Below are 13,045 nucleotides of genomic sequence, written 5' to 3'. Positions count from 1 at the left end.
GAGGCGGCAAACACATGGCATTTGAAGGATTAGCCGACCGACTGCAAGAGACATTAAAAAAGATACGTGGTAAGGGTAAAGTCACAGAAGACGACGTTAAGCAGATGATGCGAGAAGTGCGTATCGCGCTCTTAGAAGCGGACGTTAACTTCAAAGTCGTGAAGGACTTTATTAACCGTGTAAAAGAACGCGCTGTAGGTCAAGAAGTGTTGAAGAGCTTAACGCCTGGACAACAAGTCATCAAGGTCGTTAACGAAGAACTAACGGCATTGATGGGTGGAGAGCAAAGCAAGATCGCCGTTGCCAACAAGCCACCTACAGTGGTGATGATGGTAGGGCTTCAAGGGGCCGGTAAAACCACATCTACAGGTAAGCTAGCCAAACATCTTGTGAGTCAAAATCGTAAGCCATTGCTCGTCGCTGGTGACATCTACCGTCCCGCAGCGATTAAGCAATTGCAGGTGTTAGGTGAGCAGTTAGATTTACCTGTCTTTTCTTTAGGGGATCAAGTCAGTCCAGTTGAGATTGCCAAGCAAGCGATCGCCAAAGCGAAGGAAGAGCATCATGATTACGTTCTGATTGATACAGCAGGTCGGTTGCACGTCGATGAAGCGCTTATGGATGAGCTGAACCAAGTTAAATCGGCGGTTAACCCGGACGAGATTTTACTTGTGGTCGACTCCATGACAGGTCAAGACGCCGTCAATGTAGCTGAAAGCTTTAATGAACAGCTCGAACTAACGGGTGTGGTTCTAACGAAGCTAGATGGTGACACCCGTGGGGGTGCCGCATTATCTGTTAAGGCCGTCACTGGTAAGTCGATTAAGTTTGCGGGGATGGGAGAGAAGCTTGACGCGCTAGAGCCTTTCCATCCGGAACGCATGGCTTCACGTATACTAGGGATGGGAGACGTTCTAACGCTCATCGAAAAAGCGCAGACGACCGTTAATGAAGAGAAGGCTGCTGAATTAGAACGTAAAATGCGAACGATGGAGTTTACCCTTGATGACTTTCTAGAACAATTGGACCAAGTGAAAAACATGGGTCCTCTAGATGAAATACTGGGCATGATGCCAGGAGCCAATAAGATCAAAGGCCTGAAGAACATGAAAGTGGACGACAAGGCGCTCGGCAAAGTCGAGGCGGTCGTACGCTCCATGACCAAAGCTGAGAAGCAAAAGCCTGAGATCATTAATGCAAGTCGCAAGAAGCGAATTGCTCAGGGAAGTGGCACATCCGTCCAAGAAGTCAATCGACTATTGAAGCAATTCCAAGACATGAAAAAGATGATGAAACAGATGACACAAATGCAATCTAAGAAAAAGAAAAAGGGAATGAAATTTCCTTTCATGTCTTAACACGCTTATCATGTCTTAGCCCCGCTTATACAGTATTGAAAGCTGGTACAGCAAAAAGTGGGGACAAAAACAAGATCACCCCCTCTACTTAGAGGCTATTAAAAATTTATTGGATCATTTGAAGGAGGAAATATAAAATGTCAGTAAAAATTCGTCTAAAGCGTATGGGAGCTAATAAAAAACCTTTCTACCGTGTGGTTGTAGCGGATTCTCGTTCTCCACGTGATGGTCGTTTCATCGAGGAAATTGGGACTTATAACCCTGTAGCAGAGCCAACTGAAGTGAAAATTGATGAAGAGAAGGCCCTAGAATGGTTACAAAACGGTGCAAAACCTTCTGATACCGTTAGAAATCTATTCAGCAATGCAGGGATTATGGAGAAGTTCCACGAATCCAAACAAAAGTAAGTTTTTGATTATAGAGCCACTTCATGAGATTGGATTTCGTCAAAAATCTAAATCTGGAGGCTAAAGGATGAAAGAACTTATAGAGACCGTTGCTAAGGCTCTCGTCGATCATCCAGAGGACGTTCGTGTTTCCTCCAAGGAAAACGAACGAAGCATCACGTTCCAACTTAACGTTCACCCTGATGACGTAGGTAAGGTTATTGGAAAACAAGGGCGTATTGCTAATGCTTTACGCACAGTTGTCTATGCCTCTGCTACGAAGGGTGGCAAAAAGGTATACGTAGACATTGATTAGAAAGAGGGCGGAGGTTACTTCGTCCTTTTTCCGTACCATTTTATATCCTATTAAAACGCTCAATACAACGCGGTTAACGAGTGAAACGCTATGTACATATCAAATGTGGTATGTTTGTCTAGAATAAGGGGAAGAAATAGGGGCGAAGCGAATGAAAATAATTCGACCGGTGCAAGTTAAAGTCGTATTAACACAGCAATCAAAACAGGAATTACAGGAAGAATACCAAAACCAGCTCAATCAATTAAAACTAGAGATGGAGCAACTGCGCTTTCAAGGCAAAAAGATTCTCCACGAATCGAAGAAAAACCCTGACTACATCAGACAAATGCAAGAGAAATTAAAACAAGAGGAACAAAAAAAGCAAGAGAACATAGAGAAGGTCGAATTTCAACTTGAGCAACTCTCCATGGTTTCAATAGGAACTGAAATTTTACATAGTACTGTGGATAGTGAGGTAGAAGTGAAGGTCGGGGATGTATGGGAAGATCTCATGAAAGGGGCAGAGATCATCATCAAAGACGGTATCGTTCATGAGATTAGAGAAAGTAGGGAAGATCATGACAAAGTTTTATAAAGTCGGGAAAATCGTAAACACACATGGCGTACGAGGGGAAGTGAGGGTGGTGACAACGTCGGACTTTGCAGAAGAACGCTATCAGCCTGGAAAAAGATTATTTTACTTCACTGGTGGCCAAAACCAAGATCAAGAAGGCGTACCACTCGTCATTAAAAGTTATCGTCAGCATAAGAGTTTCGATCTTTTATCTTTTGAAGACCATCCTTCCATCAATGACGTGGAAGGATATAAAGGAGGCTTTCTCAAGGTTGCAGAGGATGATCGTGAAACACTTGAAGAAGGCGAGTATTACTATGATCAGATCATTGGCTGCGATGTGCTGACAGAAGAGGGAGATATACTAGGGACCGTAAAAGAAATCCTTTCACCAGGGGCAAATGACGTCTGGGTGATCAAACGCAAAGAAAGAGGGAAGGACGTTCTCATCCCTTATATAGATGATGTGGTTAAGTCGATAGACGTAGAGCATAAGCAAATCGTCGTCACACTGATTGAGGGCTTGGTGGATGAAGAATAAACTCACCATTGACGTCCTTTCACTCTTTCCGGAAATGTTTAATGGCGTCTTAGGTTCTAGTATATTAGCAAAAGCAGCAGAGAAAGCGCTCGTGGAATATCGGGTGACCAATTTTCGTTCATACTCCACTCATAAGCATCAACAAGTTGATGACTATCCATACGGTGGTGGCGGGGGCATGGTACTCAAACCTGAACCCATCTTTTCCGCTGTATCTGACCTTGTCCAGAAGGCTGACACTGATCATAAGCCAAGGGTCATTTTAATGTGCCCTCAAGGTGAACGCTATACGCAGAAGAAAGCAGAGGAGTTAGCTGAATCCTCCCATCTTATCTTTATTTGTGGCCATTACGAAGGATACGATGAACGAATTAGAGAGCATCTTGTCACTGATGAGCTTTCAATTGGAGATTATGTATTAACGGGTGGGGAATTAGCCGCAATGGTGATCATTGATAGTGTGGTACGGCTGAGAGAGGGGGCGTTAGGCAACGAGACGTCCGCCCAAACGGACTCTTATAGCACCGGATTGTTAGAGTATCCCCATTACACTCGACCCGCTGAGTATAAGGGAATGAAGGTTCCGGACGTCTTGTTGTCTGGGCATCACCAACATATAGAGGAATGGCGAATGAAAGAATCACTCAGGCGGACCTGGAAACGACGTCCTGATCTGCTTGAACACCGTACGCTAACAGAGCAAGAGCAAGCGTGGTTAGAAGATATCAAATCTGAGGAAAACAATTGAGATTTATAGTAGGATATGGTATTATACTAGTTGTGGCATTTTGTCTTGGGACGAACTGCCCTTGATTTAGGGCGTTCCGCTATTGTTACGATAAAAGGGACAGTATGAGCGTCTGTTGTGGAAGGAGGGTCATATCGATGAACGACGTGATTCGTGAGATTGAAAAAGAACAATTAAAAGCTGAAGTACCTGAGTTTCGCGCAGGTGATACTTTACGTGTGCACGTAAAAGTTATCGAGGGACAACGCGAGCGTATCCAGGTGTTCGAAGGTACTGTGATTCGTCGCCGCGGAACTGGTATTAGTGAGACGTTTGTCGTACGTAAGATCTCTAACGGTGTTGGAGTTGAGCGTACGTTCCCACTTCACTCTCCAAAGGTTGACAAAATTGAAGTGGTACGTCACGGGAAAGTACGTAGATCTAAAATTTACTACCTACGTAATCTTCGCGGTAAAGCCGCTCGTATTAAAGAGATACGTAGATAATACCGTAACGGAAAGAAGGGGCTTGGACAAACACAAGCTCCTTTTTTCACTTGTGATGATGACCTGCTAAACGAATGAAGCCGGTCATATTTGATCATCATGATACTATACTGTACTAATATTAACCATGACAGTGTCGTGGACGACCAAATAAAAGGGGATGAGGGAGATGGATCAACGGAGAGAAGATCAACATCCGCAACAAGCTCCTCGTGAGGAAGATAGCTCAGCAGAAACTTTATCAGCTGAGCCACATGAAGAAACAAAGGAAACGCCATTGCAACAAGAAGAGAACATACATTTGTATGATTCAGAAAATATTGATGGCGATAACAGTCACACCAGTGTAGAAGGTAATGAAGATGATGAGGACGACGAAAAAACGAGAGGCAAGGGTAAAAGTGAAACATTAGAGTGGTTCAAAGCTTTAAGTATCGCTGTTGCCATTGCTTTAGGGATTCGCATCTTCCTGTTTGCTCCGATCGTCGTTGATGGTACGTCGATGTTACCGACGCTAGAGGATGGGGAGAAAATACTGGTGAATAAAGTGATGTATCACCTCGATGAACCACAAAGAGGGGATATTCTTGTCTTTCATGCAGAACACGGCAAAGACTGGATTAAAAGAGTCATAGGGGAGCCTGGAGACACAGTAGAAGTGCGTGATGATCAGCTCTATATTAATGGCGAGCCGATAGAAGAACGATACTTAGAAGATAAACTTCTACAAACGTCGGGCATACTAACCCATGATTTTCAGACAACGGTTCCTGAAGGCCACATCTTCGTTATGGGAGATAACAGACAAAACAGCCGTGATAGCCGTAGCATAGGTGCAATCCCCATAGACGATGTTGTCGGAAGAGCAGATGTTGTTTTTTGGCCGTTTGATGCCATACGATTAGTGCAATAATGGAATATATAAATATAGTTCATGAGAAGCGATGTTTAACAGAGAGATGATGTTGAACAAAACTGATGTGAAACAAGTGAAACCCTGAGATAGACAGTAGAGCACAGACGAAGCAAACATAAAACTGCACAAACCTATATCAGGGGCATGAATAGATCAAAGGAATCAAAGCAGGTGACAGTATGAGTATACAATGGTTTCCCGGACATATGGCCAAGGCTAGACGTCAAGTAAGTGAGAAACTTAAGCTTATTGATGTGGTCATAGAATTACTTGATGCCAGATTACCCTACTCTTCTCATAATCCGATGATGAGTGATATCATCGCACAGAAGCCTAGGGTTGTTTTACTAAACAAAGCGGACCTCGCAGACCCGGAACGAACAGATGAGTGGGTCCAATATTTTAGAGAAGAAGAAGGTGTCAACGCATTACCCGTTGACGCGCAATCTGGGGCAGGTATAAAGAAAATTCCAGCCGCCTGCCAGTCACTCGTGCAGGACATCCAAGAGAAGCGAAAGGCCAAAGGGATGAAACCACGATCTGTAAGAGCACTCATTGTCGGTATTCCCAACGTTGGAAAGTCTTCTCTCATTAACCGTCTCGCTAACCGTCATATTGCTAAGACGGGAGACCGTCCAGGGATCACAACAGCGCAACAGTGGATTAAAGTAGGCAAAGAAATGGAACTCTTAGACACGCCCGGTATTTTATGGCCTAAATTTGAAGATCAGGCTGTCGGTTTTCGACTGGCCGCAAGTGGCGCGATAAAGGATGACATTCTGGATATAGAGGAAATTGCCTTTCATACCGTTGGGTTTTTAAGGGAACATTATCCCGAACGACTCATGGCACGGTATGACTTGGAGTCTATACCCGATGATAGCGTCACAGTTTTAGATATGATCGGAGAAAAAAGAGGCGCCCTTATGCGTGGAGGCATCATTAATTATGAGAAAGTAAGTGAACTCCTTTTACGTGAGCTTCGATCAGGTAAGCTAGGCCGGATGACATTTGAAACACCAAACATGACATACTCAAACAGAGAGTAACGATGGATAAAAGGATGATCGTCCTTTACATCGTTACTTTTTTTACGCTCTACAACCTACTCGGTTCAGCGATTCAAACGCTGAAGAATTGGCAGGTCGTAATTTTAAATAACTTTGCTTTTAACTATTCGAAGGCATGCGTCATGAAGGATGTCTGGAGGGTTTATCTACCGCCTTTATGAAGTGAGTAAGAGCGGCCGTAAGCACGTCCCTGCAGCGCATTAAAACAAAAAAATATTTATATGTTAGCATCATCGGTACGGAGCTTGTGCTCCTTACCCCAACATTTGACGTAGAACCTCTTTTATTAACCCTTGAGAAGAAATCCATAAAGTATTAAGATGTATAGATATAAAAATCATTGCAAATAGCATAAATACGCTAGCTAAAAAATAGCTAAAAAAAGAAAAAAAGATTAAGTTAAGGAAAGTAGGGTGGAGAGTGTGAAACCGTCTAGAACGTTACAGTCACTTACAACGAGCGTTTTCAGTCAAATGTCATTAAAGAAAAAGGAAAAGCTAAAACAAGGGCAAGATATGGTCGATCTCAGTATAGGGAGTCCGGATCTCCCTCCTCCCACTTTTGTGAAGGATTGTCTGTCTGAAGAGGTCCAAAAAGATGGGGAGTACGGTTATCCGTTGACAGGAACGGATGAGTTCAAGGAAGCGGTGAGTGCTTTTTATGGCAGACGGTATCATGTTGACGTCTCAGAGCGTGAAGTTCTGCAACTCATGGGATCTCAAGAGGGACTCTCTCATTTAGCATTTGCTTACTTAGATCCAGAAGATGTCGTCATCGTGCCAGACCCAGGCTATCCTATTTACGCTGCTAGTGTACAAATTGCAGGGGCAGAAGTGTATACGGTGCCTCTATTAGAGGAGAATGACTTCCTGCCCAAGCTGGAGGATATTCCAGAAGAGATATGTCAAAGAGCAAAGATGATCGTGCTCAATTACCCGGGCAATCCTATCCCCGCATTACCGACGGCAACCTTTTTTGAGTCACTCATTGATTTTGCACGCAAACATGATATTCTGATTGTACATGATTTTGCTTATTCAGAGCTTATTTTTGATCAGGTAGAGCCATTAAGTATACTCTCCATACCCGGGGCGGAGGATGTGGCTATAGAGTTTAATTCTCTATCAAAAAGCTTCAACATGGCAGGGTGCCGCATCGGATATTTAGTGGGGCATACATCACTGATAGAACCTTTGGCTGTCTTGAAGTCTCATATTGACTATGGTGTTTTTTACCCGATCCAAAAAGCAGCCACATTAGCATTGACTAAAGGCGACACATTTTTAGAGGAACACCGTCATACATATCAAACGAGACGAGATATGTTTATGGATGCGCTAAAACAAGCGGGCTGGCATGTTCAAAAGCCACAAGGGGGCATGTTTGTGTGGGGCCGTATACCCGCTGGATGGACTTCATTAGATTTTGCACTTGAGGCTTTGGAGTATGGGGTTGTGGTGACACCGGGACAAGCTTTTGGTGCACAAGGAGAAGGTTACGTACGAATGGCGCTTGTCCATGACGTCGACCGATTAGAAGAGGCGGCTCAGCGTCTGAAAAAGATGTTAGAGGACCATAATAGTGTAAGAACGTAGCGTCCATACGTCAAAAACTCAATATGTCAAAGATTCAATGCGTCAAAGATTCAATACGACAAAAAGAAGACCAGAGGAGGTGAGGAAGATGTCTAAGGGCGACATGGTTCAGCAGCATTTTGATACCATGATGCAAGACTGGACGAAGATGCAATCAGGGACGATGGAGAATCAAGACCTGAATGAAGATAACGCTGAACGGTTTGAAGCTAACTTCTACCACTTCACACAAACGATTGAAGAGTGGTTCAGCACGTTAGAAGACCCACCTTCAAGCTTTGAAAAGTTAATGGAAACCGAACCAATCCAGTCTATTATGGAGGAACTCCCTCCCCCTTTACTTATCCCGTTTGAAACAGAGTTAGAGTACATATTTGAAGGCAAACAGCGAGTAGAAGATGAAAAATATGATTGAATCATTTCAGAAATAAAAAAGGAGAACCAATCTCATCTCTATACTTAGATACGAGACGGTTGGCTCTCCTTTAGGTTTGTTATCATGATGCTGATATCGCGTTATGTGTTGGCCCTTTATTTTTTTCTACAAACGTACAATAACAAGTGGAAGTAAACCGCAAAGAGCATGGAAATGAAAAGTGCATGTAACATAGAAGGAAACAAGGCCATATAAGTTAGAACAACAAGCCCACCGCTAACAGCTTGTAGGAGGACAAGTATAAATAAAGCGATACTAGAGTAGAAAATCGTGCGATCATGTTGATAATGCTTCAACGATTGATATAGCAGGACAGTGAGCCCAACAATCATTAACAAGGCAGCGACCCGATGACCAAACATGATGCCTGTTTGGCCACTGAGCTCAGGTATGACCTGCCCATTACATAACGGCCAGCCCTGACAAGCCATCGTCGATCCGGTATGACGAACGTACGCCCCAGTGTAAACAACGCCATACAGATAAACAAATAACCACATAATCCCGTACTTCATCTTAGAAGACGCTTGAGATACGGGTAAAGCATCCCGTTTGTCAAGCTGGAAAGTGTACACACATAACATGGCAACGGTCGCAAACGATAAAAGAGAAATACCAAAATGTAAGGCAAGCGTGGCGTCAGCTCGGCCAATATTTAATACTGCTAAAGCCCCTAGTGCGGACTGTAATAGTAAAAATACCATGGCCAGTACTGCAACCCAAACCACTTCTTTGTGCTTGCGATAAGTGATACCCACACCAACGGATAATAATAGAATGAGTATACCAGCGACACCCGTCACTAATCGATGTGTATATTCAATCAGTGTTTCAACGGTGATGTCATCGGGGATCAGTTGTCCATGACATAAAGGCCAACTCTCTCCACATCCTTCTCCCGACCCTGTTTTGGTCACCAGAGCACCAGCAATGACGGTGAGCAATATCCAAATCGTGGCTAATACCGCTATGGTCTTTAATAACTTAGTCATAAATACACCTACTCCTATAGCAGACCACGTCACATCAATCTATCATGTCATCATGACTGACGTAGATCACTTCCTATATATCTAAATCTATCATAAATGGATACAACGATCGTAACAGAACAAATGTCACAATTTATGTAACTTTTATAAAGGGCGCGAGTACTAGGTTTACCTTCCGCTCATTTTCGTGTAGACTAACTAGAGGAAAGGTCCCACGTAACATTATAGATGACTCTAGGGACTTATGATAGTAGGAATAATCTATGTCGACAATTTGTCACAACTTTATGATGTCACAAACTTAAGATCTATTTTGTCATGACATGATAACAATATAAAAAAGGTTATTTATTGATGGTAAGGTGAAAAAAGGAGTGTAATACCATGAACAAAGCGTCTACTGAGGTAGATACACAACAGGAATACGTCTCTCATCATGTGATGGAACCAGGTCCACTCGCAGACCGAAAGCTAACGGGAACATGGAAAGATTACGTCACAGTAACAAAATTAGGTATTATCATCGGGAATCTACTCACTGTATTTACTGGTATGTGGCTCGCATCCGCAGCGACAGGTCACAGTCTTGATGGTGTAACTATACTGTGCACACTGCTTGGTGCTGCACTCATCATCGCCTCTGGCACATGTTTAAATAATTATCTAGACCGGGATATTGACCAAAAAATGCAACGCACTAAGAAACGTGCGTTAGCACAAGGGCGACTAGACTCTAAAAGCGTTTTGACAATGGGTTTTGTATTTGCCATTTTAGGTACAACGTTGTTACTGCCCATGGGGTATTTAGCCACGCTCGTAGCCTTGTTTGGCCTTTTCGGTTACGTCGTGTTGTACACGTTATGGCTCAAGCGTACGCACGAGCTTAACACCGTTGTCGGCAGTGTAGCTGGGGCAGTACCGCCTATGATCGGCTGGGCAGCCGTTGCGAAGTCTTTAGACCCTGGCGCATGGGTCCTCTTTTCTATTATGTTTGTTTGGCAAATCCCTCATTTTCTAGCGATTGCCATTAGACGTTATGAGGATTATAAGAATGCAGGCATCCCCATGTTACCAGTCGTAAGGGGCTTTAGGGATACGAAATGGCAAATGCTTAATTATACGGCCGGTCTCATTCCCGTTTCGTTATTACTACCTCTGTCCGTTTCCATGTCCTCGGCTTATGTTTGGTTAGCGCTGATTCTGGGGATTGCATGGTTAGTACTTTCTGTAAAAGGTTTCTTTACAAAAGGGCATGAAGAGACTATCGATTGGGCTAAGAAATATTTTATTTACTCCTTGGTGTATCTCGTACTCTTGTTTACGAGTATGATTGTCCTTGTTAACTAACCTATTATGAAATAGAGCGTGTCAGTAAAGTATCAGGCGTGCCGGTCAAATACCGGCACGTTTTTTTGTCCTCTCACGGTGTGTGAATGTAAGTTTTTTTTGCGACTGGGTCATCCTAACAGTAGAAACTAAGAATTAGGAGCTGTCGTAGGATGAAAAAAGATGTGGCAAGATGGATTATGGCCATCGCCATTATAGGGCTTGTGTTCGTCCCGATATGGATGGGGTATCAAGAACAAGACATCAGGCGTGACGATGGTCAAGCTCAGCCTGATCAGCGGGATAGAAGTCCTTCCATATATCAAACGAATCAACAGGAGAAAGATCAACCGACTGAAGGCAAGATCGATACGAAGACGAGAGATCAAGTATTGACGAAAGATCTATCCTTAACAACGTCTTTCTTTATCGGACAATTACAAAGTAAGCTTGAAAAGTGGGCTGAGCTAGATTTTACCCAAACAGAGCTTGTTCATGAGTTTGAACAAGAACTAGAGGAGCATCCTCACTTTGAAGGGTTTGCTTACATAAATAATCAAGAAGTCTCTCTCATTAAGGGGGATTTAGATGATCAGCAATTACAGGCCTTCTTAGAACGGCTTCAGCGTGTGACGTCTAATCAAACTTTTTCTTCCCCCTTCACTAAGGGAGAGCGTCAACGAATGTTGATGGCCACTCAGACTGAGAACCAGAACTGGGTAGTGGGACAGGTAGACTTATCCTTCGTCAAAGGGTTTGTGGGCGAAATGGCATCGGTTGCTGATGCGAATGGTCATTTCTTCATTTCGTCAGCAGGAGAGAAAGAAGTAGAATGGGATTCCAAAGATCAGAAAGAGGGGTACGTTGAACAAAAGGTACCTGAATTAGACTGGACCATCGTGATGCGGACCCAGGAGAATGAGAAGGAGCGTACCCACTATCCAGACGGTGAAGTGATCGTACAGTTCAACGATGTCGATGCTGGTGAAACGTGGTTACAACGTCATCCTGAATTTACGTTGAAAAAGAAGTCTGGTGTACTCATGCTTATTGCCCATGACAATATGGGGACAGAGGACATGTTAAACTTGCTTCGGGACGAAGAGCAAGTGGTTCAAGTTGAGCCTAATCATACGTTTATCAAACAACAATCCTCCGTTTTGCCTAATGACGAGTTTTTTGAACAGTATCAATGGAATTTATCTCTTATTCAAGCTGAGTTAGGGTGGGATTATTCTAATGGTTCAGAAGAAGTCCCGATTGCTTATTTAGATACAGGGATTGATACACAACATCAAGATCTAGCAGAAAGAGTGGCTGAGGGATTTAATGCCTTTGATGAAACGGATGAAGTTTATGATTATCATGGGCATGGTACACACGTCGCAGGGGTGATCGGGGCTATGACGAATAACGAAACTGGCATCGCAGGCGTCTCATGGAACAATCCGATCATGCCTGTCAAAGTCCTTAATGACCAAGGCGAGGGGAGTCTCTTTGAGGTCGCTAGCGGTATCATATGGGCCACAGATCACGGCGCGCGGGTGATTAATCTTAGTCTAGGGGATACAGAATCCTCACAAATTTTAAGGGACGCTGTTCGATACGCCTATGAGAATGATGTGGCCTTAATTGCCGCAGCAGGGAATGACAACGTTGGCCAACCGATGTATCCTGCAGGATATGAAGAAGTACTCGCTGTAGCAGCTGTTAACCAACAAAATGAGAAAGCCGTCTTCTCTAACTACGGAGAGCATATCGATGTCACAGCACCCGGAGAAAACATTCCGAGTACGTTTCCAGATCATCAATACGTCTTTATGTCCGGGACATCAATGGCCGCACCGCACGTTACAGGCATGGCCGGTCTGATTCGCTCGCTAAGACCCGATTTAACGAATGATGAGGTCTTAGATGTCATACGCTATACAGCAGATGACTTAGGGGATCCTGGACATGATCCTTACTATGGAAACGGGATCATTAATGTTGAGCGGGCACTAGAACTGATCGCCAACAACGAAGATATCACCTTCACCAATGGCCAATTTGATCAGAATCAAGGCGATCAACAAGAAAATGGAGACCAAGATGATGCTCAGCTGCAGGACCCAACACACACGCAGGATAACTGGATAGATAGACTGATTCGTCAGTTGATCCAATCCTTTAATACGGGTCAATAGTTAAAATAAGACGGTTGTAGATCAAGCACAACAAAAAGCCCCTCTTAGCGTTCATGCACTGAACAAGCTGTGAGGGGCTTTGGCGTGTTGGATTATATTTTGGTGTAATGCATTTCATAATGAGAATGCGTTTG

Annotated in this window: 14 protein-coding genes; 13 read left to right on the top strand and 1 reads right to left on the bottom strand. The window is 43.6% G+C overall.

Features of this window, described 5'->3' with window-relative positions; all coding sequences use genetic code 11:
* Nucleotides 1-14: 14 nt before the first annotated feature.
* The 11 genes from ffh (at nucleotide 15) to JKM87_RS08250 (ending at nucleotide 8,386) form a co-directional block, all read left to right on the top strand.
* Nucleotides 15-1,358: a signal recognition particle protein gene (gene ffh / locus JKM87_RS08300; protein ID WP_202079877.1), complete on the top strand. Its 1,344-nt coding sequence runs from the start codon at nucleotides 15-17 to the stop codon at nucleotides 1,356-1,358.
* 137 nt (nucleotides 1,359-1,495) lie between these two features.
* Nucleotides 1,496-1,765 (top strand): 30S ribosomal protein S16, encoded by a 270-nt coding sequence (gene rpsP / locus JKM87_RS08295; RefSeq protein WP_202079876.1) that lies wholly within the window; start codon nucleotides 1,496-1,498, stop codon nucleotides 1,763-1,765.
* Nucleotides 1,766-1,832: 67 nt separating this feature from the next.
* Nucleotides 1,833-2,060 carry a KH domain-containing protein gene (locus JKM87_RS08290; protein WP_202079875.1) on the top strand — a complete coding sequence of 76 codons (228 nt, stop codon included), beginning with the start codon at nucleotides 1,833-1,835 and terminating at the stop codon, nucleotides 2,058-2,060.
* Nucleotides 2,061-2,211: 151 nt separating this feature from the next.
* Complete coding sequence (locus JKM87_RS08285; protein WP_202079874.1) at nucleotides 2,212-2,637, top strand: YlqD family protein; 426 nt, start codon at nucleotides 2,212-2,214, stop codon at nucleotides 2,635-2,637.
* Nucleotides 2,621-3,157, top strand: coding sequence for a ribosome maturation factor RimM (gene rimM, locus JKM87_RS08280; RefSeq protein ID WP_202080087.1), 537 nt, complete (start codon nucleotides 2,621-2,623; stop codon nucleotides 3,155-3,157). The genes JKM87_RS08285 and rimM overlap by 17 nt, the downstream gene beginning before the upstream one ends.
* Nucleotides 3,147-3,905 (top strand): tRNA (guanosine(37)-N1)-methyltransferase TrmD, encoded by a 759-nt coding sequence (gene trmD, locus JKM87_RS08275; RefSeq protein WP_202079873.1) that lies wholly within the window; start codon nucleotides 3,147-3,149, stop codon nucleotides 3,903-3,905. Before rimM ends, trmD begins: the two co-directional genes overlap by 11 nt.
* Before the next feature lie 137 nt (nucleotides 3,906-4,042).
* Nucleotides 4,043-4,390: a 50S ribosomal protein L19 gene (gene rplS, locus JKM87_RS08270; protein ID WP_202079872.1), complete on the top strand. Its 348-nt coding sequence runs from the start codon at nucleotides 4,043-4,045 to the stop codon at nucleotides 4,388-4,390.
* Between the two features lie 319 nt (nucleotides 4,391-4,709).
* The gene (lepB, locus tag JKM87_RS08265) at nucleotides 4,710-5,303 is read left to right on the top strand and encodes a signal peptidase I (protein ID WP_336885154.1); all 594 of its coding nucleotides are present in this window, start codon (nucleotides 4,710-4,712) and stop codon (nucleotides 5,301-5,303) included.
* A 182-nt stretch (nucleotides 5,304-5,485) separates the two neighbouring features.
* Nucleotides 5,486-6,355, top strand: a complete 870-nt coding sequence (ylqF, locus tag JKM87_RS08260; protein WP_202079870.1) for a ribosome biogenesis GTPase YlqF — start codon at nucleotides 5,486-5,488, stop codon at nucleotides 6,353-6,355.
* 443 nt (nucleotides 6,356-6,798) lie between these two features.
* Entirely contained in the window at nucleotides 6,799-7,971 is a 1,173-nt protein-coding gene (locus JKM87_RS08255; RefSeq protein WP_202079869.1) for an LL-diaminopimelate aminotransferase, read from the top strand.
* 88 nt (nucleotides 7,972-8,059) lie between these two features.
* Nucleotides 8,060-8,386: a hypothetical protein gene (locus tag JKM87_RS08250; protein ID WP_202079868.1), complete on the top strand. Its 327-nt coding sequence runs from the start codon at nucleotides 8,060-8,062 to the stop codon at nucleotides 8,384-8,386.
* 116 nt (nucleotides 8,387-8,502) lie between these two features.
* Here JKM87_RS08250 and JKM87_RS08245 read toward each other — a convergent pair whose 3' ends face one another.
* Complete coding sequence (locus tag JKM87_RS08245) at nucleotides 8,503-9,399, bottom strand: COX15/CtaA family protein (RefSeq protein WP_202079867.1); 897 nt, start codon at nucleotides 9,397-9,399, stop codon at nucleotides 8,503-8,505.
* A 384-nt stretch (nucleotides 9,400-9,783) separates the two neighbouring features.
* Between JKM87_RS08245 and cyoE the strand changes: the two genes are divergently transcribed.
* Entirely contained in the window at nucleotides 9,784-10,746 is a 963-nt protein-coding gene (gene cyoE / locus JKM87_RS08240) for a heme o synthase (RefSeq protein WP_202079866.1), read from the top strand.
* A gap of 152 nt (nucleotides 10,747-10,898) precedes the next feature.
* The gene (locus tag JKM87_RS08235; RefSeq protein WP_202079865.1) at nucleotides 10,899-12,911 is read left to right on the top strand and encodes a S8 family peptidase; all 2,013 of its coding nucleotides are present in this window, start codon (nucleotides 10,899-10,901) and stop codon (nucleotides 12,909-12,911) included.
* Nucleotides 12,912-13,045: the final 134 nt, after the last annotated feature.

The organism is Caldalkalibacillus salinus (genome assembly GCF_016745835.1).
Taxonomy (GTDB): domain Bacteria; phylum Bacillota; class Bacilli; order Caldalkalibacillales; family JCM-10596; genus Caldalkalibacillus_A; species Caldalkalibacillus_A salinus.
This window is presented reverse-complemented; position numbering and strand designations above follow the sequence as displayed.